Below are 25,178 nucleotides of genomic sequence, written 5' to 3' on the forward strand. Positions count from 1 at the left end.
TTAAGTGGTGCATACGGAATTTGAAGTAGGGAGATTATTGCTTAATCTTTTGCTGGTTCTGGTGCTCGTATTATTGAACGGTATTTTTGTAGCAGCGGAATTTTCATTAGTTAAGGTCAGGCAGTCCCGCCTGACCCAACTTGTCAGTGAAGGTAATAAAATGGCTGGATATGCTCTGAAAGTAAATAAGAGACTGGATTCCTATTTATCCGCCACTCAGTTTGGGATAACACTTGCGTCGCTGGGCTTAGGTTGGGTTGGAGAGCCCGCGATTTCTGAGCTGTTGGTCGAACCTTTAATGTACCAGATGGGGATCACCGATCATACCCTGATTTCTACCGTATCTGTGATTATTGGATTTTCGATCATTACATTTTTACATATTGTACTTGGGGAGCTTGCTCCTAAATCGCTCGCGATTCAAAGAACAGAAGGTTCGGCACTGTTGTTATCTGCACCCCTGATGTTCTTCTATAATGTGTTCATGCCTTTTATCTGGGTGCTGAACGCTTCAGCCAACGCGTTGCTTCGGTTAGTCGGTGTGGAGCCTGCAAACGAAAGTGAAGCAGCACACTCGGAAGAGGAAATACGTATTCTGATGAATCAGAGCGCCAAGAGTGGTGTCATTGACAAAGATGAAATGAAACTAATGGATAATATCTTTGAATTCTCAGATCTGCTTGCACGTGAAGTCATGCTGCCTCGTACAGATATGGATGTGCTTTACAGCAATCTTTCGTTAGAAGAAAATATGAAGATTATTACCGAAACGAGACATTCGCGTTATCCGGTTGCTCTGGAAGATAAGGACCGTATTATCGGTTTTATTCATATTACCGACCTGTTGTTTGCTCCACCGGAGCAACAGAATGATCTTACAACTCTGGTTCGGCCTATCCTTAACGTTCCGGAATCGATGGAAATCAGCCATACTCTTCGTTTTATGCAGAAGAATAAGGCTCAGCTGACGTTAGTTGTCGATGAATATGGCGGCACGGCAGGTTTGCTGACAGCAGAAGAGATTCTGGAAGAAATCGTAGGCGATCTGCATGACGAGTTCGAAGATGAGCGTCCAAGTGTGGAACATAACGGGGAGTACATCTCTGTTGAGGGCCGGATGCTGATTGAGGATGTCAACGATCTTACGGGTGTTGTGATTGAAGACGATGAGGTGGATTCCATCGGCGGCTGGTTGTTTAAGGAGCTGGAGGGTAATCCAACCAAAGGAAAACGTGTCAAAGTAGAAGATGTTATTTTTGAAGTCGAGGAATCAACAAGATTGCGTATCACTAGAATTAATATCCACCGGGAACCACGTGTCGAGGACGAAGAAACCTCATCAGAACTGAATGAGGATAAAGAATAACCTATTAAAAATTATAACGTATTGTTCCGGTTGATCAGGGATATAATGAACTCCTCCTGCAAGAGCTGTATGGCTCATGACAGGGGGAGTTTTTTGTGGACACATAAAGGACATAACGCTCGTCTATGCTAATGTTTATTAATTGTTTGAAAGCGGGGTCTAGATTGAAAAAGAAACTTCTTCTCGTTGAGGATGAAATTCGTATTCGTGAACTGGTATCTGATTATTTCTTACAGAATGATTGGGAGGTACTTGAGGCGGATAATGGAAGAGATGCATTGGTTTGGTTTGATTCACTGCTGCCGGATCTGCTGATTTTGGATATCATGATGCCTGCTATGAATGGCTTTGAAGTGTGCCGTGAAGTTCGTGAAAAATCAGCGGTACCCATCATTTTGTTAACGGCCAAGTCTACAGATGACGACAAAATCTACGGTTTTGAATTAGGAGCCGATGATTATGTTACAAAACCATTTAGTCCAAAGGTGCTAGTAGCCCGGGCAAATGCACTTATGAAACGGGTTGAAGGCACCCATCAGCCTGAGTCTAGCATAATAAAATTTGGTTCCGCGATGTTCAATCCCTTGGCTCATCGGTTGGAGGTAGAAGATGCGGAAGTGGAGCTTACCCCTAAGGAATATGATCTTTTATGGCTTTTAATACGAAATAAAGGGATTGTTATTTCAAGGGATACGATCCTCAGTCGGATCTGGGGAATTGAATTTGAAGGAGATTCCAGAGTTGTGGACAGTCATATCAAAAAGCTGCGAAGTAAATTGGGTTATGAATCACGTTTTATTCGTACGGTAATTGGCACAGGATACATGTTCGAGGAAGAGGCATGAGAAGACGGGGAATTACTTTTAAACTGTTTGTGATGACCGTTATCTTTTTCCTTTGCTTCTATGGCATGGTGATTCTAAGCCAATTGCTGTTGTTTGACAATTTCTATCAGAAGCAAAAAGAGCACCGTGTGGAGAAACACCTTAAGAGTTTTGCGGCAAGATATATTAGCGAACCATGGGGAAGCACTAGAACCTCTCAGGAGCTTGTCCGGTTTATGCTGCGGAATAAAACACAAATGGTTATTTTGAAGCTGGATGGAAGGATGAATTCAGAAGATCCATTTCATATAAAGCTAATCGATGATGACGGGAAGAGTATGGTTGTTTCTTTATCCCTATTCATGAATCAGTACGGAGATTCACTGAGAGCAGCAAACATTAAAGTAGATGATCAGTTGAGCGTGGAAGGCGAACTTCTGGATGAAGACAGTGCTTCACCCGTTATACTCTACCCCATAAGCATTACAAAAAAAGGGGGCGGAACCATAGGGGAGACGGGAGAGACTGGGACGATTCATGCATCTGGTACTGTTGCAGAAGTTGTACTGCCTGATTTAAAAATATGGAATCCCCGCCAGGGAATATTGTTTGAGGCTCTTGAGGAATGGTTTCCTTTGACACCAGCGCAGATAGAAGACTTTAAAAATTTGAAAATACAGAAGCAAGACTGGGTTGCTCCCTGGAGTGGGAGTCGCAATTCTGTGGTTATTCTGCCCCTGAAGCAAAGTAACGGAGAAATTGAATTACTATTCACAGTCACTTCATTACAGGAAGTTAAGGATTCGAACGATGCCTTACGTTGGTTCTTTTTATATCTGGGAATGGGTGGCTTTGTCCTGATTCTGGTGCTTTCTCTCTTTTTCTCGAAAATGGTAACGCGTCCGCTAATTAAGTTAAACAAGATAGCAAAACGGATGGTTTCTCTGGACTTTACAGGGGACACATCGATTCGGCAGAAGGATGAGCTAGGCAGCCTTTCTAACAGCATGTTCACCTTATCACTAAGTCTGGACTCTGCTTTAGGGGAGTTAAGAGAGGCCAATCAGCAGCTAGTTGAGGATATGGAACAGAAGCAAAGAATGGAGATCATGCAGCAGGACTTTTTTGCCAACGCCTCCCATGAATTGAAGACACCCCTCAGTATTATCAAAGGTTTTGCTGAAGGCTTGGAAGACGGCGTTAGTGCCGGCAAGCAGGATCACTACATTAAGGTGATTATTGAGGAAGCCGATAAAATGGAGTTTCTTGTTAAAAATATGCTAGATCTAGCGCGGTTGGAGTCGGGTACGATTAAACTACGGAAATCTTCCTTTATGTTAAGTGAACTGACGGAAAAGGTGACAGACAAGCTGGTCCACTTGCTGAGTGAAAAACATTTGGAGGTCATCATTATTCCTGCGAATGAATTACCGGTCTATGCGGATGTGAACTGGATCGAACAAGTTATGCTAAATTTTATGACCAATGCTATCAGGCATGCGGAAGAAAGAAGTTCTATCACCGTCAATATTGAGAGTCATGCCCAGACTATTGTATTCACTATTCAAAATATAGGAGAATCAATCCCAGAAGATCAGCTGGAGCAGATCTGGGAACGGTTCTATCGGTCTGAGCCATCCCGCAGTCGAATGACAGGCGGTACGGGTCTTGGGCTTTCCATCGCGAAGCGAATACTGGATATGCACGCTTGTCTTTATACAGTGAAAAATACGGAGAACGGTGTCAGCTTTACAGTGACCTTTGAAGGTTAAACCGAATCAACAGAAATACTGCTATGAAAGGGGTGAAATTGTATGAAATTGAACTGGTTGCCTTCAACGTGCACACTCGGAAATTTGGGATTAGGATCACTATCCTTGTATTTTACGATTCAAGAACGATATAGCCTAGCTTTATTAATGATATTGCTCGCGGCAATATGTGATGTACTGGATGGATTACTGGCAAGAATATTGCAATGTACTAGTGAATTCGGTAAACAATTGGACTCATTGGCGGATATTATATCATTTGGTTTAGCGCCTACCTTCCTTATCTTGTTGTATAGGTTAGAAGATGCCCACTGGATTGGACCTGCAGCTGCAGTTTTCTTTTTGATCTGTGGCGCACTTCGTTTGGCCAGATTTAATCTGTCGGCGCCTTCCAAAGGGTTCGTGGGGATGCCCATTACTGCTGCTGGAGTCATTCTGTCGATGATTTCTTTATTAGATGAACGGATGAAACCAGGACTGGTCATCGGATTAATGGCATTGCTGTCCGTAATGATGATCAGCCGTATCCCATTTCCGTCCCTTAAAAAATCCTTCAACAGGAAGTGATACACCCATGCCTTGGATTATAGAGTTCATTTCACAATACGGATATTTAGCCATATTTGGCCTTATGGCACTTGGGATTATCGGACTTCCTGTGCCTGATGAGGTGTTAATGCTGTTTGTAGGCTATTTATCCTCCGTTATGGTTTTGGATTTTTCACTTTCCGTATTGGTTTGTTTTATGGGATCCATCACAGGAATGCTTATCAGCTATACCATTGGCTTAAGGCTAGGACAACCTGTGGTAGCTAAATTCGGCAAGTGGGTTGGCCTTACACCCAAGCGTTTTGCCAGTATGAAAAGATGGTTTTTGCGGTTCGGAAACTGGGCGATTTTCATTGCTTATTTTATTCCAGGTCTGAGGCATGTATCGAGCTATATCTCTGGAATCAGTGCTATGTCTTTCAAAAAGTATATACTCATAACGACTGCAGGAGCGCTAACCTGGTCACTCCTTTTTGTTTCCATCGGCTTTTTTGTGGGGGCTAAGTTTTCCTTTTTATAGCCATTGAAGCTTAACATTATTAATCGCAATTGAATGGAGCAAGATCAATGAATGTATTCAAGCGATTCTACGCGAATAGTACTACCAGACGCTTTTTTATTCTCGCACTTATCGGGTTGCTGCTGTACATGGTTCGAGGGATGCTTAATCTGGTGCTGCTGACGTTTCTGATTGCTTTTGTCATGAACAGCTTTCAGATTGTGCTCAGTAAACGAATTGGTAAATTCATGAAGGTCAACAGTAAGGTGATTATTGTCATTTTATACCTTGCTTTAATCGCATTGATTGTACTGGCCCTTGCAAGATATCTTCCTAAAGTATTGGAGCAGATTAAGCAATTAGCTATCTTCCTCACCAATCTCAAATCAGAGGATCTTCCGCAGAACAAGATTACATTATATTTGTATGATATGCTCAGGGACCTTAACTATCAGTCCTATATCAAAAGAGGCATCGATTATGTGCTGCAGGTTAGCAACTGGGGTGCAACTTTCGTTCTATCAACCATTTTAAGCTTTGTGTTTATTCTGGAGAAGAACCGGGTCGTCAGTTTCACTTCTAGGATGAGAGAGAGCAGGATTGCCTGGTTTTATATAGATCTGGAGTATTTCAGCCGAAAATTCATCGTTTCCTTTGGAAAAGTAATTGAAGCGCAAATTCTCATTGCCATGTTCAATACCTGTCTTACTGTTATTGGCTTGTGGCTGCTTAACTTCCCGTATTTATTTGCCCTAGCGATTTTGATTTTTCTGCTCAGTCTCATTCCGCTGGTTGGTTTTTTGATTTCGCTCATTCCGCTTTTAATAATTGGTTACAACATCGGCGGTCTGATAACAGTTACATATGTGCTGGCGATTATTGCGGTGTTGCATTTTATCGAAGGCTATTTCTTGAATCCTAAGTTGATGTCCACAAAAATGAATTTGCCGATGTTTTTCACCTTTAGCGTGTTGTTGTTCTCTGAGCATTATATGGGTGTCTGGGGACTTATTCTTGGTATTCCTATCTTTGTATTTATGTTGGATATCCTTGAGATTACCCACGAAGATTCGTTCAAAAGAGCGAAGCCCTAAGCTGAATACTAAAAAACCCAAGTTATAAGCTGTTTTCGGTACTTTTCCGGAGACAGCTTATTTGTCATGCACATTGCACAAAAAAAATTGCTAATGGGCTTTTTTTGTGAATAACGTTTTATATTGTGTCCTGCTGTCATAAGTTAGCTAAGGGAGTAATGTTCAGAGTCTTTAAAGAAGGAACAGGAACAAAGGAGGTACAAAAAAGATGGAATCACAGCTGCGGAGGTATACCCCCTTTAGGGGCCCGTTTGATCCTTGCCCACCGGTGCCGTTCAAGACGTATGTAGTTCCACCCAATCAATTTATCACCTTTCAGCCGCCCGATTTGCCACAGTTTAGTTTGCAGGAGGCTCTGAAGTATGGAACGCTCTGGCCAGCACTATTTAGTCCGTATGAATCCAAGTGCAAAGGAGGAGGAAAATAGACTATGGAGGCAAATCCTTGCGACCAACGTTATTATGAATTGCTTGAACAGTTGCAGACCCTTGATTTTGCCTTAGTGGAGTTGAACTTATACCTAAATACGCATCCTGACGATCTGAGAAGTATTGAACAATTTAATCAGCTTACGCTGGAACGAACTAAGCTAGCGAATCATTTTCAGGAGTTATATGGTCCGCTGCAGAATTTTGGCCGCGCTTATTCTAAATGTCCATGGGAATGGAATCAACCCCCTTGGCCTTGGCAGGTGTAAGAGGAGTATAACCGTAAGGAACTATTTTTCTAGAGGAGGGAAGTTCCCGAATGTGGATATACGAAAAAAAACTGCAATATCCGGTACGGGTGGGTAAATGTGATGTCCGGATGGCGCGTTATTTGAGTGAGCAATACGGAGGCGCAGATGGCGAGCTCGCCGCTGCACTACGCTATATGAATCAAAGATACACGATTCCAGATAAAGTTATTGGCGTGTTGAACGATATTTCTACAGAAGAATTCGCTCACCTTGAGATGATTGCCACGATGATCTACAAGCTGACGAAGGATGCTTCGGTATGTGAATTAGAGGAAGCGGGATTAGGGCCACATTTTGTAGCGCATGATCATGCCCTGTTCTACACGGATGCTAGCGGAGTTCCATTCACCGCAGCCTATATTCAAGCTAAGGGAGATCCGCTGGCAGACCTTTATGAAGACATTGCGGCTGAGGAAAAAGCCCGGGCTACATATCAGTGGCTGATTGACATGACGGATGACGTGGATCTGCAGGATAGCCTTAAGTTCCTGCGGGAGCGGGAGATTGTGCATGCATTACGGTTTAAGGAAGCGGTGCAGATTATTATTGATGATCGGAATCAGAAGCGGGTGTTCTAAGGATTTCTGTGAGAATAACATAAAAAGCCGTTCTCTTTTATAAGAGAACGGCTTTTTTACGTTATAAAATGTGGAGGCTCCGTAGGAATTGAGAGAAGAAATACCCCCCAAAGCCGATTAATACAACACCTGCGCTGATAGTCACCCATTTAATAGCCGTCCGGTTCATTGCTTTTCGTGTGGTGGATACAATCGTCATCAGGCCAATATCATGGAGCAGGATACCAATCAGGATACCTAATCCCACTAGCAAAAAGCTGCCCGTATTAGTACGGTCAAAGGAGTCGGACAATACGGTACCAAAGACACTAACCCAAAATACCAGGTTTCCTGGTGAGATCGCCACTAGCAAACCATTTTTGTAAGAAGAGAACAGCGATTTGGACGTCTTCTCTCCTCCAAGGGAAATATCATGATCTGCATTCTTGATGCTGTCATATCCAACGTAGCATAGGAAGAGAGCTCCAACTAACCACATGATTACTTGTATGATAGGCATGGAAAGAATTGAGGCTAGACCCAGGTATAAGCCTAGAATTAGGAAGAGGTCGATAGTCATTCCCCCGAGGCCAACAATCCAACCATGCATAAAGCCATTTTTCAAGCCTTGTTTGGTCATTTCAATGGTAATGGTACCTACGGGGAGAGCGATGGAAAAGCCGAGCAAAACGTATGTAAGAAATAAAGCCATTAAAATTAAAAGCCCCCTTTATCAAATTAAACGAAAGTATATTTTACACCATGAAGTAATAGGGGGCAATTCTTTTGAGTGAATTTATCTATTACAAATTTGCTCTAAAATTTTCGACCGCTCTAATAGAGACGGTCTTTTTTATTTATTTGAGGATCGCCAGAGATGAATATTAATGGTCTCGATTTTCTTTACCGATGAATTATTGCTCGAAAATTAAAGGGTGACATGAGATGAAAAATGTGATTTAGTTAGGTGAAAGTTAGTATATAAGCGATTATTTGAAAAAAAGAGCCTCATTAGCTTCGGCTAAAGGCTCTTGATACTGTCACGAGTTTGGATTTCATTATTTAATTGTTATCTTTATCGGTTTGTTTGATCAGTTCATAAGCGATATACCCGATCATTCCCAAGAACAACCCTGTGCCTGCAATAATGTAAACGATCGTAAATATTTTTCCGAGTGCTGTCTGGGGAACAAATGTTGGATGACCTAATGTACTAAGCGTTGCAACGCAGAAATAAATAGCATCCAGGACAGACAAACCTTCCTGTTTGACATAAAAAATGGTTCCAGACAACAGCGTCATCAAAACTAATAAGAATAATGCTTGGAAATTTTTACGTTTGAGCGCTTTCCATAAGCCCGAGAATAAACGTTTTAAAGTTAGTAAAAATGATAACATGCAGCTCCACCCTTCATTTATATTAGAGCATACATAACAAATTAACGTCAAATTTAAAATAGATTTGCAGGAAGAAACTGAGGAGGTTGTGGAGAACTTAAATTTCTAACATTCAGAGCTGAAACTGGTCACACTCCATTCAAAGCTAGTCTAAGCTATGTTATTATTACCTTATATTTTCCTATAAATAACAAATTATAGAGTTTGGAGGTTTAAGAATGAAAAGTAAGCGTAACTTGATAATGCTGTTATTGTTTGCTTTGACGATTATACTTTCAGCATGTAATGATAAAAAAGCTGCAATATTATCCATGGATGAAATACGGGATCTAGCTCAGCAAGGCGAGGCGTTGTCGTGGAAGGATTTTGAAGGTCATCCCTTTGAAGACGTTGGTTCAGGTTTGTACATCCGTAAATATGAAATTAATGAAAACTACCATGTGCTGGTGGGTGGCGGAAGTGTTGATGCAGCTCCTCTGTATATAAATCTTGTCAAAAGAAGCGGAGAAAAGATCGATATCCGTTATGATGACATCGATCATTTTATCCTCAATTAAATGAGGGGTTTTTAGGCTATTCAAATCTTATTCCGTTAGATAATTCATCCAGACGCTCCCAGTCGAGTACAACAATTTCTTGCTTAACTTTATATAAAATTCCCATGTCGGTGAGCCGCTGAATGACACGGTTTAAATGGCGGGGAGTAGTCCCAATTAACGAAGCTATATCTGGGATATAGGGTGTCTGAATTTCTTTTCCAAACTCACGTTGGAGTTGAATGGTCAATAAATAACTTGCAAACCTTTCCTCTACAGAGCCCAGCAAGTTCGTTCGGGATGCGGATGTGCAGGTTAGAAGCTTGTAGGAGAGATGTTTCAGCAACAAGTCTTTAAACCTGTGGTTATCCATTAGGTCAGACTCAACCTTTTGTTTCGGGATAAATAAGAGGCTGGTTTGTTGTACCGCTTCAACTTGGGATTGGATCACAACTTCCTGCACGTATTCAATATCCCCGAATAATGACAAGGGTGAGCAGAAACGTAATAACAAGGATTTTCCCGTCCCCACACTAGAAGAAACCTTGGTACGCCCCTCCACTTGAAAATAAATTCCGTCCAGCTCATCCCCCTCACGCAAAATGATTTCATCCTGCTCATAGACAAGTAACTGGATTAAAGCATGTGTTGACGTTGTGAATACTTGGTCTAGATTAAATTGTGTAATGTAATGTGATATCAGATTTGGATCGTGAATAGATTTCATCGTTTACTCCTTTTTGGACATCGGTCCTTTCCATTATATCTGAACTCGTTAATATAGAGAAAAAGGGGAGGTTATTAACTGTGAAATTTATTTTTGATTTAGATGGGACGATTTGTTTTAACGGCAAACCTTTGAGTGAATTTATTGTACAAGCCTTGGATTCTCTAATTGAAAAAGGACATGAGGTTATTTTTGCGTCAGCCCGGCCTATTCGTGATTTATTGCCTGTGTTGCCTGCTCGTATGCATCATTTTTCTATGGTTGGCGGGAATGGCGCGTTTATTGCAAAGGGTGGGGAGGTTATTTCGACGATACATTTTGACCCACAGACTGCGGATAACATCCTGAATTTGATTGAAGAATTTGATGCAACTTATTTGATTGATAGTCATTGGGACTATGCATATTCGGGTTCTGCGAACCATCCCATCCGGAGAAATGTAGATCCAGAACAACGCGCCAAAAATGTAACTCCATCAGAGCTGGATGAGATTGTGAAGGTAGTTATTTTGAGCAGTCTGAACGGGGAACAACTTATACATAAGCTGCAAAATCTGCCGATTGTGATCTACCAGCATGGACAAGAAGATATTATGGATATAAGTCCACAAGGTGTGAACAAATGGACAGGACTAAAGAGATTAGGCATAGAACCGCAGCAATTTATTGCTTTTGGTAACGATGCTAATGATATAGAAATGTTTAGACATTCCGCACATTCGGTTTGTGTTGGCGATCATATAACCTTGGGAGAAGTTGCAACGGAAAAGGTTAGTAGCGGTGAAGAGCAGATTGTTAGAAAAATAATGGAGCTGGTGCGAGGTCTGCGATAATTGTTGGGATGGTGATCACCAGCTCAGAGGTCATTGTTGCGGACTGTATAGTCGCTATTTCAGGATTTAGCTTCATTAGGCGGAGTGTTCGGACTCAGGAGGCGTTATCTAGTCAGAAGACAGCGGTTTTTGCACACAAACAACTCAATAACGACTCTGGGGTCCGAAAAACCTCATTTCTGTCTATTTCGAAGCCAATAAGGACATTTGAGTCCGATGGTAGGAGGTTGGTCGCTATTTGCAACAAAAAACCTGCCATAAAATCAGCAGGTTTTTTTGCGTGGATGAGCAGAAATAAGTGCGATAACTATTCTAGATAAGTTCTTGGCGGCGATTTAAATAACGATATAAAACACAACCGGATATCGCGCATATAGCTGCACATAAGCCGATAAAACCATACCCAGCTTGAAGACCACGTAGCAAGCCAGTTTGTGTTTCTGCTCCGTAAAGCCTCTTTACACCTTCGATTACTGCACCTATGGCATAGTTGCCAATCACGCTACCGACTCCCATTAGTGTAACTGTAAAGGTGATGGCAGTGTCACTGCCATGCGGATACCTTTTTGCGATAAACGCCATGACGGTCGGATAAATCATAGCGATACCTATGCCTGCTGCTGCGAATAGAAACGCGAGCTGTTCCCCACCCAAAATAGCAGCAAACGTACATAAGGCAGAGAAGGCTGAAAAGATGATAAGCGATAGATTGAAACCAATCTTATCTGTAACCGGCCCCAGCAGGAGCCTTGCTAGCGAGAAGCAGAGAAAAAAGGTGGACAACATACCAGAAGCTGTAACTGTATCCCACAAGTATGCTTTTTCCAAAAAATTCACTAGCCATCCACCTACTGCAAGCTCTGACACTACACCGAAAGAAAGAATAAGCACCATCAGCCATAAAGCGGGATCGCGGACCAGTGTTTTTAATGGGATCCGGTCCTCTTGCGGAAGATCGTCACCCGGAAATGTACTGCGCAAGGCAGATAGAATAGGCAGTAAAGATAAGCTTAGCATAATCAGATACATTCCGCGCCAGTCGAGTGGATGGCCAAATATACTTACCGACATGAGTCCTGTTGCCAGCAGTGGAGCTAAGGTTGAACTAAATCCGTAGAAAAAATGGGATAAGTTCATCATCGTCCCGGTATTTTTTACGAAGATGCGTGCTCCCAAAATGGCAAGACCAATCTCCAGCATTCCGTTTCCGATGTACATCAGGAAATAAGAAGCTGAGAAGAAGGGATAGCTGTGGGAGATATAGATTAACACTCCTGAGAATATCATGGATGCAAAAGCAATGATACTGACAGCCTTGATCCCCCACTTCCGAACCAATACAGCTGTAAAGGAGCAGGCGATCAAATAACCTAATGCATTTAGGGATAAAAGGGTGCCGAGCTGTTTCTCGTCCAGATTAAAGTCGAATTGGATTCGCGGAATGGCAGGTCCTTTAATATTTTCCGATATGCCAAACACTATAAATCCTAAAAAGATGGTTGCCAATTGCATGGCGTAAATCTTGTTAAATCCCCCGAAGCGCTTTTTCAAATTGAGATCCTCCCAGAACGGGTTACTTTATTGCTCAATGTCTCTGTAATACTCTTCTTTAAGTTTTTCCCAGTGTTGCTTATCGTCGTCGGTGATTGCTCTTAATACCTTGCATGGGTTCCCCACCGCAATTACATTGTCAGGGATATCCTTAGTCACGACTGAACCTGCACCGATGATTACATTGTTGCCGATTTTTACCCCAGGATTAATTACTGCGTTTCCACCAACCCACACGTTGTTTCCAATGGTAATCGGTGTACCGAATTCAAGCATACTAATACGCACGTCCGCATCTATGGGGTGACCAGCAGTATATACACCTACTCTAGGTCCAAAGAGAACATTGTTACCAATCGTTACTTTAGCTACATCAAGGATAATGCAGTCAAAATTAGCGTAGAAGTTATTGCCAACGGTAATATTACTGCCGTAATCACAACGGAAAGGAGGTTCAACATATAATGACTCTCCTGTAGACTCAAATAATTGCTTGAGTAGTTCTACTCTATATTCACCTTGTTCTTCCGTCGTATTGTTAAATAAACGAGTGAGCATTCTGGATCTTTTGTTATCCTTTGCTAATTCTTCACCGCCTGCCATATATAGCTTTCCTGCAATCATGTTTTCTTTGTTTGTTGCCATTCGTAGTTCCTCCTGAAGTGTATGTTAGTTTTATGTTTTACCGGCGCTTCTCAACCAGCTGCAACGAGTAGGTTAAGCTTTCCAGTGTGATCGCAATTAATCCGTTCATGTAATGATCATCAGGTTGATCCAGCACAATTAAGTGAGGCATATGCTCCTCTGGAATCACTTCCAGACAACGTTGATAAATCGGCCGCACATTCTCTTGTTTGACTTGCTCTCCTGTGAGAGCTATGGTCTCTGGATTAATAATTGCAATCAGGGACGATATAGTGTGAGCCGCCAAAGGGATGAAGGTATCCGTGTGGTCCAAGCTACTCAATTGCTGTTCACGCGAGATTCCAAACGGTAAAAAAGAGACTTCACCAGCAAATCTGGTATTACCTTTGTGGATATGCCCGTCGATCATCATCCCGGCGCCTGGAAAAGCTCCTTTGATAAAGGTCACCACGACAATAGTTTTATCCTCTTCATAATCCTGCTGTTTATAGAACCCGTAAACGGTCAGATTCATATCATTTTCAATCGTGACTTCAAGCTCGTATTTTTCTCTGAGTAGTGATTCTAAGGGAGCATTAATTAACTCTTTAATGTCACAGATATTAATGACACCTTGGTGAGCAAGGCCGGGAATCCCAATCCCTACTGCCTTGATGTTGTTATATTGTTGGATAAGCGTATCCAGCAGATGGTCGATGGCTGCAGCATCTACGTACTCTAATTCCATCCATCCATGATCCACACGATCACCAACTGAATTGGTCACCGCATAGGTTATGGATTTCTGGCCATCCTCAATTTTGGCATAGATACATGCAATATAGGAGAAATCAGCGTTATAGATAAATCGTCTGGCCGGTCGGCCTCCATTTGAAGCCTCCAGTTCAGTCTCAATGACTTCACCAGTCTCCAGAAGTTCATTCAGGATATTTCCGCAGGTAGCAATACTTAATCCGGTGGCACTTGCAATCGTGGATTTGGTTCCTTCCTTCATCGATTTCAAGGCCTGCTTGATAAGCTCCTGATTTATCTGTTTAACACGAATAGAATTGTTTGCGATTTGGTTTATTTTATTCACCTCTAGACTTTTGAAAATGGTTATTAAAAGTATTATCAATACTATAACTTGGCTCTATATAATTGTCTAGCAATCGACAGTTTTTTATTATGGATTTTTTTGAACGGACATGTGGCTTTTAATCAACCTGCGGTGTCTAATTAAATGTAAGGTCAAGAGGAGGTTCTTACAATGTCTGGAGCTCATGACAAATCCACTGTTTATCCGGATGAACAGGGAGACAAGCAAAGCTTTGAAATCACTTATAATCAATATCGCGAAAGAATCCATAAATATCTTTCGTTGAAAGTAAATTCGGGTAGCACGGAAGACTTAACGCAACAGTTTTCTTAAAGGCCTTGGAAAAAATTCATACATTTAAAGGAATTCGAGCTTATTCACTTGGATCTTCAAAATCGCACAGAATATTGTGAAAAATGAATATTGGGGCTTTTATTTCATTGCGCTTTTTTGTAGACTGCACCTTGTTAGAGATCTCTAAGATTGTTGGAATGCGAGAAAGTGCGGTTAAGAAACGATTGTACCGAGCATTAGAGAAATTAAGAAGTGAACTTAAAGAATGGGGTGACATTACAATTATGTCTATTCAAGATAGGATATCTATTGTTAGCAAAAGCGATACGATCGTCACGAATGATAGTATGGAGAAGGTACACCGTGACTTATTTAATGATCTCCCAACTTTTCATCAAGCTGTTGGTGAAGTAGACGCTCCTAATTGGTTCATTGGCACTTTTGAGGGAAACAAATTGAAAATTGTTTCTCCTTTAGATCCAGGGCCAAAGCATACGTATGAAACTATTCTTAAATCCACGCTGCACTTGTTTACAATGTGGTTAATCGGTGACATTAATCCACTTGCTCCTAAATGGCTATGTCAAGGGATTGCAGGATACGAAGTAAAACAAATGCCTGATGAGTTCATTAAAAATTCGACTTCAGAGCAAATTCATAATCTTGTTATTCCTACTTTTCAAGAATTAAATTCCGAGGGTTGGGATTTCGAAACGATGAATGGCTTTCAGTTCTCTTATTTAATCGTTGAATTATAGTTTTTATTATAAAAGGGTCACATTTACCATGTATTTGAGGCTATTGTGACCCTCTTAATTGTCGGGCTAGAAACTATTAAAAGAATATACAGCATCATTTGTTTCATCGAACAATAATCCACCATTTACGAAGATTTTCACAAAAAGACCACTTGTAATGAGTGTGCACCATGGAAATTAATAGAATCAATGTTATATAATTCACTAAGATACAAGCTAAAAATGTTCACTCACAATTTGAACCGGGGACATAATCTAGGGAAAATTTATATTCGGCCAGCCAGAACCTTCTGGTTGGTCTTTTTAATGTGATGCGTCTACTTCGTAGGCGATTTCGTTATATTTAGTAGATTGGTAGATTGGTAGATTGGTAGATTGGTAGATTGGAGGGGAATTAAATCGGGGAGGACAAATGGGTCACAGAAGCGCAGCAGGGCAATGAGGCAGCGGTGGAATTATTAATTCGGCATACCTATAGTGATATTTATCGATTCATCAGATGGAAAATACATAATGACGAATTGGCCTGGGATCTTGCACAGACGGTGTATGAAAAAGCATGGGCCAAGCTTGACAGCTATCAAAATAAACAGGGGAGTTTTCGAGCTTGGTTGATGGCGATCGCGCAAAATGTCTGCATTGACTATTTTCGCAGCAAAGGTGCTCGGCAAGCAGAGTTGAATCAAAGCTTATCTGATGAAATCACAGTCGAAGGAGATTTTCTTGAAGGAATATTAATTCGTGAAGAGGTTAAGCAGGTATACGCCGCGATTTACTCACTGCCAGAGGAACAGAGGGATGCGCTCTTGTTAAGGTATAAATATGAATTTACGTTTACAGAAATAGCTGCCGTAACTGATGAACCTGAATCTACTGTGAAGTCAAGGGTAAGCCGATCGCTGATTAAATTACGTGATTTACTAAGCTATTCCAAGCAAGAGGACATATCCCAACCCCTAAAGAAAGGAGCAGGAAAATGAGGGTTAAACGTAACCATCAAGATTACCTCAATCTGAATTTACAGGATGAGATGACAGCAGAGTCTGTAGAGGAGATCGTGAATTATATCAGGTGCATTCCTGAACCGCCACGCCTTGACGGTTTTGCAGAAGAAGCCATGAGCAGGTGGAGAAAATCCAAGCGGGCTTTACCTGCGCCAGTACCACCCGTTCCTCTATTTGCACGGCAACAGCTGAGGATTCTTTTTTCACAGGGATGGTGGAAAGAGGTTGTGCTTGGTGTGATCTTGTTTGTAGTAGGATATTTGGTGCTGAGTGTTATGGAGATTGTTAGCCCTATGTTCATTCTGTCCATCGTGGGTTGTATTCCTTTACTGGTGGTCGTCTCTCATACGGCTCGGAATACGCTCTGTGGAATGGGAGAACTCGCACGTAGTTTTAGAATTCCGTTGCATCGGTATGTGCAAGCTCGGTTCCTTATGGCAGGGGTGATCTCACTACTGATTAACGTTAGTGTAACTGCTATGGTAACCCCGGTAGGGGGAACGGAGTTTATGCTGCGTATGACCCTGCTATGGTGCATCCCGATCCTAAACAATGCGGCGGTAGCGTTAGTATTATCCACGCTGATACGTAATTTTAGACAATTAACGACCGTACTCTTCATGTTGCCTCTCTTTTGGATGATTTTATTTTCCGGAGAATTTGCAGTGAGATGGACGATGTCGGTCGAGTTATTTTGGTTAATGGGACTGGGCGTTCTGTCGGCAGTGGTATTTAGCCTAGCCATGAGGTTTCAATCCAGAATATTGAGCAGGGGAGGGTTTCTGATTGGAGCTTAAACTATGTAATATTGTACATGATTTCGGCAAAAAGCGAATTTTAAATACGATCAACCTTTCTATGTCACCTGGTGTGTATGGTCTTCTAGGACCTAACGGAACAGGAAAAACGACATTGATGCGTATTGTTGCAGATATTCTGTATCCGACTCGTGGAAATGTACTTTTAGATGGACAAAACAAGGATGATATGGGGGATCAGTACCGGGCTCAGATAGGTTATTTACCGCAGGAACTGGGGATGTACAATCATTTTTCAGCTCGCGATTTCTTGTATTATGTTGCTGCCCTAAAGGGGTTGACCAAGAAGGAGGCGAGTGATCGTATAGAGGTTCTTGCTCAAATGGTTAATCTATCCGGAGAAATGGATAAAAAATGTGGTAAGTATTCCGGCGGAATGAAACGTAGACTCGGTATCGCTCAAGCATTGCTTAATAATCCGGGCATCCTCATTCTGGATGAGCCCACAGCAGGACTTGACCCCTCGGAACGCGTAAGATTTCGAAATTTAATTTCTGAAATATCAAATGAGCGCATCGTTATTTTGTCTACTCATATCGTTTCTGATGTTGATCATATAGCTAAACAGGTGCTACTGATGGGGCGAGGAGAGTTACTTCGTCAAGGAACAATTAAGGAGTTGACCAATGAATTGCAAGGAGAGGTTTGGGAGGCACATGTCCCCGGGCGGTTGCTGGCTCAAATCGAAGAGAATGGAACTGTAGTGAATGTGCAGCAGACAGATACTGGACTAGTGGTTCGGGTAGTCAGCAAGACTTTGCCAGTTGAGAATGCACTGATGGTGAATCCTTCATTAGAAGATGTATATATGCATTATTTTCGGAGGGGATGACACACATGAAACGTCTGGTGATGTTTGAATTACGTAAAATTATGATTCCCAGAGTCTGGATTTCTATAGCTGGAAGTATTGCATTAGCCATTTTTTGTTTTGTTAGTTTCTACCCATCCGGTACGGATAGTCTATTGGTTGTAAACAAGGAAAAGCCTGAAGCTATCGCCGCTCATCTAGGACCGATTCAACCAGATTTAGCTTTGAAATACGCACCTAGACTCAAAGAAGAATATGCTGAAGACAGCGCTTGGCCCAAAGAGGAGAAGATGAAACGAATTCTGGAGCAACACTATGCTGGTACAGCTTATATGGTAGATCAATTCAACAGAAATTTAACAGAGCTGAGAGAGCAGAAGGTTTTAATGGAGAGGCAAGAACCAGGATCTTATGCGCTAAGAGATGTTACTAAAAAGCTCTCCATGCTGGAGGAGGGAAAACCACGGGGGTTTTATGTAACTGAGGACTGGGACTTATTACATATATTTTTTTCGAGCTCGCCTGGCGTCGGGGATCTTTTTATCGGTCTTATTCTAGTATTTGCACTGGCCTCCCTGTTCTCCGGCGAGGAAAACTATAGAATGGATGCACTTATTCTATCTAGTAAATACGGAAGGTTGAAGATTGTTGCGGCAAAACTATTAGCTGGATTTATAGTTACGTTTAGCTGGGTTACTCTTTTTTACGGGATTTGCACATTGCTGGCCTGTTTACCGTTCGGCTTCGTGGGTTGGAATGCCCCGCTGAATAGTTACTTTTATTTTGATGAGACTCCATATGCCTTAACCCAGCTGCAGGGATTTGCCGTGAAATATGCTGTAACCTTGCTGGCTGCATGTGGTCTTTTGTTATTGACAGCGCTGATATCCGCTTTGTGTCGGAGTAGCTTAAGCAGTCTTGGACTGGCAGCATTCTTAGTTATTCTTCCCCTTTTCTCTTTGCCTGGAATGTTGGGCAAAATAATCTCTTTTTTGCCGTCAGGTGTAATGGTTAGCAGATCCTTAATCGAAAAATATGTATCCTATAACATTTTTGGCATCCCTATATTACATCTACCCTTGTCAATCCTTTCGGTGATAATTATAGGTATAATTGCTATAATGCTTATCCCCAAAGCTTTCGAACGTCGATTAAAGGTCTAAGTAGTAGGTAGGTTAAGATCGTTCCCGCTATGAAGGGGAGCGATCTTTTTTGGCTTTTCTTGTGAAAAAGGAGAGCAGTATATTTACGAATCAGACTTTTTACCCGATAGTTAAGATAAAGGGTTAATCACGATAAACCTGACAAAGAGAGCAGGAACCCCTTACCGATAAGAACGAAAGGGATTATTAAATTGAAGATAATGAAGCTATTGGTACTAGGTCTTATCTCAGGGACAATTGTAACATGCGGCAACGTGAGTTATAGAGTTCATGCTGACACGACAACGTACGAGAATACAGGGACATATGAAGAAGTGGAAGAGGACGGTGAGGAGGATCCGGCATATTCACTGTTCACTGACATTCAAGGTCACTGGTCCGAGCCTTGGGTGCGCTGGGCGTTGGGCAACCAATTGATGGTTGGTTATGATGATGGGAGCTTTCGACCGGATCAGTCGATTACGGAAGCAGAATTTTTGAAATTATTTTATCTTTCTTTCGGCTATCCAAAGGCTACTAGCATAGGCGAAGAATGGACAGCAGCACCGTATAGAATGGCTAAGTGGTGGAATCATCCAGTTACTGGACTACAATATCCAGTGGCAAGATCGGCTCCAATCACCAGAATGGCCGCCGCAAGGTTAGTTGTATCTGGTCTAGGGATGAATTACAACGACACGGATTCCGTGGTTTATTTGCTGGGTAACTCTCTACTTCCACTTCCCGGAGAGCCAACGCTAGTAGGTTTCAAAGGAAATCTCCCGCTTACAAGAGCAGAGGCTATACAATGGATGAGAATGCTCAAGCTTAAGGGAATATATACTGTAATTTCTCGTCCAGAAGAACGATCGGATCGGAGTCACTTACCGTCATTACCGGAACAGGGTACAGGCTTGAAGGATTTTATAGCGGTTCCGGTAACTGATCGTGATTTCGGAATAGCGGATAGTGGACGTAATCTTTTTATTGATTTTGGGAGTTCAAGAATGTTAATAGAGGAACATTACGGGGATTCAACAGGTCAAGATGTATTCAATAATGAAATGTATAAAGAAGTATCTGTACATTATGATACCGAAGGTCGGCTGAACGCTTGGAAAATAGACAAAGATAATGAGCGCATTGATCCAATCCACATAGGTACATTGAACAATATTCGACCTGGGGTAAGTACATTGGAAGATGTGCTAAAGGCATACGGTACATACGTTGCAGTGGATAACGAATACGGGATTATAGTGAGTTACTGGTTTGAGAACAAGGGTGGAGTGTATGAGCCCCGATTGTCACCTTTTGAAATGGATAATATGGAGGGTGGGTTCTATATAGGCTTCATTATTGACATACAATCTCTGAAAGTTCAAACCATACTCATATCTACAGCTCAGCAGGCAATGAATCCTACGGATATATAGGAATTGTACTGGAACCTTATTCATTCTTTAAAATGTGACGGCATGTCTTTCTGAGGCAGCCGTCTTTTGTTTTATAATTTTTTTCACCTCATAAGCTAACATTCCGAGAACTTTATCGTTATACATACGAAGGGAGGTGCAGGATGAAGCCCGGGCAGCTACATCAGATACTTCAACCTAAAATGTTAGAAATTCAAAAATACTTGATTCGTCTCGGGGCACCTGCAGCCGACGCTGAAGATATCGTACAGGATACGGTGTATAAGGCTCTTTTGTATATTGATTCCATTGATGAGAACAAATTCAGTGCATGGTTATATAAAGTAGCGATCAATCGCTACTATGATCTGTGCCGCCGCCGCAAGCGGATAGTCATTCCTATTGACTATGTAGATGTGCCGGATATGGAATTGCCAGAGGATCATGTGCTGTTAAAAGAGAAACGGGAAGACATCGAAAGAGTGTTGGATGAGCTTCTACCGCTCCATAAACAACTCATTATTATGAAGTATGAGCTGGAGCTGTCCTATCAGGAGATAGCTGAGCTTCTGGGAATTACGACAGATACAGTCAAATCGGCATTGTTTCGTGCCCGCAAGCAATTTCAAAAAAAGTATAGAGGTGAAGCGGAATGACAGCTCCATGGGAACAAAAGGATGATCAGAACCTTTCAAAAGTAATTAAGAAGGCAAAACGAAAAACAATGATTCGAAACACAATCATTTCTCTAGTGGTGACGGTTATAGTATTATTCGGCGGGATGCTGGGTAACGCCCATCTGACAAGCTGGTTGGCGATGCGTGGTTTGGATGAAGAGAGGATCATGATGAAGATTAGCAGTCCTAACCTTCAGGAGTTGAGAACTGAGCTTGATTTAGGGTTTCTATCGGGTAAAGTTGAACTGAGCACTTACAAAGTTGTTGAGGGTGTGCCCATCGTATGGGATACTAAAAAACTGTATTTCGATATGGGCAGCCGGTTTTCTCTGCTTAATAGGGGATACTCTAGTATAAATGTTCCTGACCCGGTAATGACACAGCAAAATTATGAATACTACCGAGGATATAACAGTCAAAATGGTCAGCGGGAAATGATGTTTTATGTGCCTGGAGTGAATTATAACGAAAAAGTGCTGAATGACCTGCCTTCACTCGAACAAATGGAACCTGGCAAGCTCGTAGAAATGGCTGTTTCTTTTGATAAAAGCTACACTCAGGTAGAGGTAGAGAAGATGCTGCCGGCGGGTTTGACACAGACTTGGTATTGGGTAGATACGTATGACAATAAAAAGAACCTTGAGTTTATTAGGAATGACAGCAGCCCGAATAAATATGCCTTACCGGAATCTGCTAGACAAGTATATGGCTACGGTGGGGAATGGGAAGGGTTATTTAAGCCGAAACCAGAGGATTTTTTACAATCCTTAACCTATGGGCTTCAGATGAAGGGCAAGCATTACGGAGAGTTTGAGCGAATCTCGAATTACTTGAAAAAGGATAAAGCGGCGCCGGACGCCAGTGATGTACAGCTATTGGGAGTTGTCGTTACTGGAACTGCGAAAGAGCTGCAAAGCCTCAAAGGAAAACCCTATGTAAATACGGCAGTTCTCGGCGCGATTGTGGATAAATATTAGATCAATATAGTAAAAATGCTGGAGGGGTTATTCTATATGTGGATTTTCTACGAAAAGAGACGACCTCTCCTTCATTTTCATAAATGCAAGGGTCAAAAGAGCAGCGATTCATTCCTCCTATTGGATCTTCGCTGCTCTGCGTTTTTGATTATCCGCGATCTGCTTCAGTAGTAGATTGAAGGCAAGGCAAAGCCTGCTGACCTCAAGTGGTAATTTGTCTATGACGTGATCGCAGAAATCGCAGAAATCGCAGAAATCGCAGAAATCGCAGAAATCGCAGAAATCGCTGGTATCTCCGGTTGTTTTCAGTTGTCCAAATACGCTTCCGACTCTATAATTAGGGGATTTCTCCCTATAATTCTTAGATATATGGTCATCTAACTTATAATTAGGGAAAACCTCCCTGTAATTTACCTGATTTGGTGAAAAATAAAGGAATCACCTCGATTTTTAGGGAGAAATTCCCTCATTATGCTCTTTTTTAACGAATTTCGGCTATTTTTAGGGAGTTTTTCCCCAATTACACTAAAGCGTACATCATACATCGCACATCATACATCGCACATCATACATCGCACATCGCACACCGCACACCGCACACCGCCACCGCACGCCGCACACCGCACATATCCCATGGGTTAAGTAAGAATCCATCCATTGTATAGCCTATTTATAAAAAAGAAGCTGCCCTATAAGTAGAATTCTCTACTTTTTGGACAGCTTCTTTTTTCATCGGTCACAATCTGCTCAAGCTAAGTCCATTTCGCGGACCACAGCTTCATTTCCTTCAAAATTTGATGTAAATCCTCACCTTTGGGAGTAAGCGAATATTCTACCGTAACAGGAACAGTCGGAAATACGTGACGTTCAAGCACACCATGTTCCTCCAGATGGCGCAACGTAGTGGTTAATGCGCGGGGAGAAACATTAGTGATTTTTCGTTGCAGTGCACCAAAACGCTGCGTGCCGTCGAATAGCTCTCTGAGGACAAGAAAGGCCCATTTTCCACCTAATACTTCAAGTGTTTTTTCAACATTACATTCAATAGTAACAGGGGTTTTGGGGATATAATTATTAGTAGATTTAGCTGTCTTCAAGGTATCTCCTCCTGTTTGTGAAGTTACTATACTCTAGTATAGTAACTACACTAGAGATCATATAATAAACTAATTTTCACTTCTTTCTATTATATACAAACTATTCTAGAATGAATATGAGTGCTAAGCAACCTGCCAAAATCAAACACGGAACTATGGAGAGGAGCAGTTATTATGAAATATCGCAGATTAGGTGGAACCGGTTTAAAAGTCAGTGAGATTAGTTTGGGAAGCTGGCTGACATACGGAGGCTATGTGGAAAGAGATAATGCTGTTAATGCCATTGAAACCGCTTACGACTTAGGCGTGAATTTTTTTGATACTGCAAATGTTTATGAAAAAGGTGCTGCCGAGAAAGTACTAGGTGAGACTTTACGTAACTACTCTCGTGAGTCCTATGTATTAGCTACTAAAGTATACGGGGAAATGGGCTCGGGGCCTAACGACCGTGGACTATCCCGCAAACATATCACGGAACAGTGTCATGCTAGCTTGAAACGTCTCGGAGTAGAATACGTGGATATTATGTATTGCCACCGTTTTGATCCGGAAACTCCAATTGAAGAGACCTTACGTGCGCTAGATGATCTGGTTCGGCAAGGCAAGGTATATTATGTCGGTGTTAGTGAGTGGACGGCGGCGCAAATGACCGATGCGTTAGCTGTAGCAGACCGCTATTTGCTAGATCATATTGTTGTTAATCAGCCGATTTATAATATGTTTAACCGTTATATTGAGAAAGAGATTATTCCGCTTGGCGAGCGCCGTGGGATTGGACAGGTAGTATTTTCTCCACTGGCTCAAGGGCTGTTAACTGGAAAGTATAACACGGACATCCCTGAGGATAGCCGTGCTGCTAAGCTGGATCGATTAAAAGATTCGATTACAGAAGAAAAGATTGAAAAAGTCCGCCAATTGAGTGGGATCGCCACGGAGCTGAATATTTCTGTTGGGAATTTGGCTTTGGCTTGGATTTTGCGTCAACCTAATGTAGCTAGTGCGCTGGTGGGTGCCAGCCGTCCGCAGCAGGTCGAAGAGAATGTTAAGGCTTCAGGTATTGAGCTTTCGGAAGAGATTTTGAAGCAGATTGAGGAGATTCTGGAGTAGTTGTTAGCTTCATAAAAAAGGAGACACACTCATGGCGAAAGTAGTTGTTACAGGCGGCAGTGGGATGTTGGGCAGATGGGTGGTCCGGCATTTTGTAGAGCAAGGGTATGAGGTTGTGAATGTAGATACGCAAAAATCCGCAGATTCTTTGTGCCCAACGATGATTGCTGATTTGAATAATTTGGGTGAAGTATATGGTGTGCTTGCAGGCGCTGATGCAGTTGTACATTTGGCTGCGATCCCAGCTGCAAATATAAAGACAAGTGAGGTTACCTTTCAAAATAATGTAGTATCTACCTATAACATTTTGGAGGCTGCAGCGGGTCTCGGGATTCGGAAAGCAGTGATTGCTTCCAGTGAATCCTCTTACGGAATCTGTTTTGCGGTTAATCCTTTGGGGCCGAAGTATGTGCCTATGGATGAGGAGCATCCACAGTTACCTGAAGACAGCTACGGTCTGTCTAAGGTTGTGAATGAGCAAACCGCTGAGATGTTCTATCGCAGAAAGGGTATACAGGTCGTTTCCCTACGAATCGGAAATGTTATTGATCCATCGGCGTATGAACGTTTCCCTTCCTTCATTCATGATCCAGCGCAGCGCGATCGGATTCTATGGAGTTATATAGATACACGGGATGTAGCAACAGCTTGCCAATTGGCAATCGAAACGGATGGATTGGGAGCGGTTGCTCTTAATATATGTGCAGATGAGACCAGCATGGCTGTTCCTAGCAGAGAGCTAATGGCCGCACGTTATCCAGAGGTGACGGATTTCCGCCAGCCACTGGAGGGTCACGAGTCGCTACTCAGTAATGAGAAGGCCAAAAAGCTGCTAAATTGGCAGCCGAAGCACGTATGGCGAAATTTTGTTAACCAGTAAATAACGAGCGGATTCACTATAAGGAGCGTG

Annotated in this window: 29 protein-coding genes; 22 read left to right on the forward strand and 7 right to left on the reverse strand. The window is 42.1% G+C overall.

Going from position 1 to position 25,178, the window contains the following annotated elements:
- Positions 1-7: 7 nt before the first annotated feature.
- From NST94_RS08710 to NST94_RS08750, 9 genes are all read left to right on the forward strand, one after another.
- Positions 8-1,366: a hemolysin family protein gene (locus NST94_RS08710; RefSeq protein WP_076135925.1), complete on the forward strand. Its 1,359-nt coding sequence runs from the start codon at positions 8-10 to the stop codon at positions 1,364-1,366.
- Between the two features lie 164 nt (positions 1,367-1,530).
- Complete coding sequence (locus NST94_RS08715; RefSeq protein WP_339172677.1) at positions 1,531-2,211, forward strand: response regulator transcription factor; 681 nt, start codon at positions 1,531-1,533, stop codon at positions 2,209-2,211.
- Entirely contained in the window at positions 2,208-3,962 is a 1,755-nt protein-coding gene (locus tag NST94_RS08720) for a HAMP domain-containing sensor histidine kinase (RefSeq protein ID WP_076124801.1), read from the forward strand. The genes NST94_RS08715 and NST94_RS08720 overlap by 4 nt, the downstream gene beginning before the upstream one ends.
- 42 nt (positions 3,963-4,004) lie before the next feature.
- On the forward strand, positions 4,005-4,529 hold the full coding sequence (gene pssA / locus NST94_RS08725) for a CDP-diacylglycerol--serine O-phosphatidyltransferase (protein ID WP_036684073.1): 525 nt from the start codon (positions 4,005-4,007) through the stop codon (positions 4,527-4,529).
- 7 nt (positions 4,530-4,536) lie between these two features.
- Positions 4,537-5,031 (forward strand): DedA family protein, encoded by a 495-nt coding sequence (locus NST94_RS08730; protein WP_076100017.1) that lies wholly within the window; start codon positions 4,537-4,539, stop codon positions 5,029-5,031.
- Positions 5,032-5,078: 47 nt separating this feature from the next.
- A complete protein-coding gene (locus NST94_RS08735) occupies positions 5,079-6,104 on the forward strand; it encodes an AI-2E family transporter (protein ID WP_076187099.1) in 1,026 nt (341 codons plus the stop codon).
- Between the two features lie 208 nt (positions 6,105-6,312).
- Positions 6,313-6,531: a spore coat associated protein CotJA gene (locus NST94_RS08740; RefSeq protein ID WP_036684070.1), complete on the forward strand. Its 219-nt coding sequence runs from the start codon at positions 6,313-6,315 to the stop codon at positions 6,529-6,531.
- Positions 6,532-6,534: 3 nt separating this feature from the next.
- Positions 6,535-6,801: a spore coat protein CotJB gene (locus tag NST94_RS08745; RefSeq protein ID WP_036684069.1), complete on the forward strand. Its 267-nt coding sequence runs from the start codon at positions 6,535-6,537 to the stop codon at positions 6,799-6,801.
- A gap of 50 nt (positions 6,802-6,851) precedes the next feature.
- Positions 6,852-7,421, forward strand: coding sequence for a manganese catalase family protein (locus NST94_RS08750; RefSeq protein WP_036684067.1), 570 nt, complete (start codon positions 6,852-6,854; stop codon positions 7,419-7,421).
- 61 nt (positions 7,422-7,482) lie between these two features.
- Here the strand turns inward: NST94_RS08750 and NST94_RS08755 are convergent, their stop codons facing one another.
- Together NST94_RS08755 and NST94_RS08760 are read right to left on the reverse strand one after the other, a co-directional pair.
- Positions 7,483-8,112 carry a LysE family transporter gene (locus NST94_RS08755; RefSeq protein ID WP_339281880.1) on the reverse strand — a complete coding sequence of 210 codons (630 nt, stop codon included), beginning with the start codon at positions 8,110-8,112 and terminating at the stop codon, positions 7,483-7,485.
- A 350-nt stretch (positions 8,113-8,462) separates the two neighbouring features.
- Positions 8,463-8,798, reverse strand: a complete 336-nt coding sequence (locus tag NST94_RS08760) for a potassium channel family protein (RefSeq protein WP_076124810.1) — start codon at positions 8,796-8,798, stop codon at positions 8,463-8,465.
- Between the two features lie 218 nt (positions 8,799-9,016).
- On the opposite strand from NST94_RS08760, the gene NST94_RS08765 reads away from it, so the two are divergent.
- A complete protein-coding gene (locus tag NST94_RS08765) occupies positions 9,017-9,355 on the forward strand; it encodes a hypothetical protein (RefSeq protein ID WP_339281881.1) in 339 nt (112 codons plus the stop codon).
- Between the two features lie 16 nt (positions 9,356-9,371).
- On the opposite strand, the gene NST94_RS08770 is transcribed toward NST94_RS08765, so the two are convergent.
- A complete protein-coding gene (locus NST94_RS08770) occupies positions 9,372-10,061 on the reverse strand; it encodes a Crp/Fnr family transcriptional regulator (RefSeq protein WP_339281882.1) in 690 nt (229 codons plus the stop codon).
- Positions 10,062-10,141: 80 nt separating this feature from the next.
- Between NST94_RS08770 and NST94_RS08775 the strand changes: the two genes are divergently transcribed.
- Positions 10,142-10,894, forward strand: a complete 753-nt coding sequence (locus NST94_RS08775) for an HAD-IIB family hydrolase (protein ID WP_339247559.1) — start codon at positions 10,142-10,144, stop codon at positions 10,892-10,894.
- A gap of 312 nt (positions 10,895-11,206) precedes the next feature.
- On the opposite strand, the gene NST94_RS08780 is transcribed toward NST94_RS08775, so the two are convergent.
- The 3 genes from NST94_RS08780 to NST94_RS08790 all read right to left on the reverse strand — a co-directional run bounded on the left by NST94_RS08780 (position 11,207) and on the right by NST94_RS08790 (position 14,084).
- Positions 11,207-12,406, reverse strand: a complete 1,200-nt coding sequence (locus tag NST94_RS08780; RefSeq protein WP_076104606.1) for an MFS transporter — start codon at positions 12,404-12,406, stop codon at positions 11,207-11,209.
- A 66-nt stretch (positions 12,407-12,472) separates the two neighbouring features.
- Positions 12,473-13,090 carry a sugar O-acetyltransferase gene (locus tag NST94_RS08785; protein ID WP_076187110.1) on the reverse strand — a complete coding sequence of 206 codons (618 nt, stop codon included), beginning with the start codon at positions 13,088-13,090 and terminating at the stop codon, positions 12,473-12,475.
- 37 nt (positions 13,091-13,127) lie between these two features.
- Positions 13,128-14,084 carry an ROK family protein gene (locus tag NST94_RS08790; protein ID WP_081390522.1) on the reverse strand — a complete coding sequence of 319 codons (957 nt, stop codon included), beginning with the start codon at positions 14,082-14,084 and terminating at the stop codon, positions 13,128-13,130.
- Positions 14,085-14,339: 255 nt separating this feature from the next.
- On the opposite strand from NST94_RS08790, the gene NST94_RS08795 reads away from it, so the two are divergent.
- The 9 genes from NST94_RS08795 (at position 14,340) to NST94_RS08835 (ending at position 22,064) form a co-directional block, all read left to right on the forward strand.
- Positions 14,340-14,501 (forward strand): hypothetical protein, encoded by a 162-nt coding sequence (locus NST94_RS08795; RefSeq protein WP_254857120.1) that lies wholly within the window; start codon positions 14,340-14,342, stop codon positions 14,499-14,501.
- An 83-nt stretch (positions 14,502-14,584) separates the two neighbouring features.
- The gene (locus NST94_RS08800; protein WP_076187112.1) at positions 14,585-15,220 is read left to right on the forward strand and encodes a sigma factor-like helix-turn-helix DNA-binding protein; all 636 of its coding nucleotides are present in this window, start codon (positions 14,585-14,587) and stop codon (positions 15,218-15,220) included.
- Positions 15,221-15,669: 449 nt separating this feature from the next.
- A complete protein-coding gene (locus NST94_RS08805; protein ID WP_076187114.1) occupies positions 15,670-16,200 on the forward strand; it encodes an RNA polymerase sigma factor in 531 nt (176 codons plus the stop codon).
- Positions 16,197-17,021 carry a hypothetical protein gene (locus NST94_RS08810; RefSeq protein ID WP_076187116.1) on the forward strand — a complete coding sequence of 275 codons (825 nt, stop codon included), beginning with the start codon at positions 16,197-16,199 and terminating at the stop codon, positions 17,019-17,021. The genes NST94_RS08805 and NST94_RS08810 overlap by 4 nt, the downstream gene beginning before the upstream one ends.
- Positions 17,011-17,874 carry an ABC transporter ATP-binding protein gene (locus NST94_RS08815; protein ID WP_076187118.1) on the forward strand — a complete coding sequence of 288 codons (864 nt, stop codon included), beginning with the start codon at positions 17,011-17,013 and terminating at the stop codon, positions 17,872-17,874. The genes NST94_RS08810 and NST94_RS08815 overlap by 11 nt, the downstream gene beginning before the upstream one ends.
- Positions 17,875-17,879: 5 nt before the next feature.
- A complete protein-coding gene (locus tag NST94_RS08820; RefSeq protein WP_339281883.1) occupies positions 17,880-19,016 on the forward strand; it encodes a hypothetical protein in 1,137 nt (378 codons plus the stop codon).
- A 200-nt stretch (positions 19,017-19,216) separates the two neighbouring features.
- Positions 19,217-20,431 (forward strand): S-layer homology domain-containing protein, encoded by a 1,215-nt coding sequence (locus NST94_RS08825; RefSeq protein WP_339281884.1) that lies wholly within the window; start codon positions 19,217-19,219, stop codon positions 20,429-20,431.
- A gap of 143 nt (positions 20,432-20,574) precedes the next feature.
- Complete coding sequence (locus tag NST94_RS08830; RefSeq protein ID WP_036684055.1) at positions 20,575-21,066, forward strand: RNA polymerase sigma factor; 492 nt, start codon at positions 20,575-20,577, stop codon at positions 21,064-21,066.
- Entirely contained in the window at positions 21,063-22,064 is a 1,002-nt protein-coding gene (locus NST94_RS08835) for an anti sigma factor C-terminal domain-containing protein (RefSeq protein ID WP_076309816.1), read from the forward strand. Before NST94_RS08830 ends, NST94_RS08835 begins: the two co-directional genes overlap by 4 nt.
- 752 nt (positions 22,065-22,816) lie before the next feature.
- On the opposite strand, the gene NST94_RS08840 is transcribed toward NST94_RS08835, so the two are convergent.
- Complete coding sequence (locus tag NST94_RS08840) at positions 22,817-23,161, reverse strand: helix-turn-helix domain-containing protein (protein WP_036684053.1); 345 nt, start codon at positions 23,159-23,161, stop codon at positions 22,817-22,819.
- A gap of 174 nt (positions 23,162-23,335) precedes the next feature.
- Here NST94_RS08840 and NST94_RS08845 point away from each other — a divergent pair, with 174 nt between their 5' ends.
- Positions 23,336-24,268, forward strand: a complete 933-nt coding sequence (locus NST94_RS08845) for an aldo/keto reductase family protein (protein ID WP_038569620.1) — start codon at positions 23,336-23,338, stop codon at positions 24,266-24,268.
- Between the two features lie 31 nt (positions 24,269-24,299).
- On the forward strand, positions 24,300-25,148 hold the full coding sequence (locus NST94_RS08850) for an NAD(P)-dependent oxidoreductase (RefSeq protein WP_339172697.1): 849 nt from the start codon (positions 24,300-24,302) through the stop codon (positions 25,146-25,148).
- The last annotated feature ends 30 nt before the right edge of the window (positions 25,149-25,178 follow it).

Origin of the sequence: Paenibacillus sp. FSL H8-0282 (genome assembly GCF_037963825.1) — a bacterium.
Lineage (GTDB): Bacteria > Bacillota > Bacilli > Paenibacillales > Paenibacillaceae > Paenibacillus_AQ > Paenibacillus_AQ odorifer.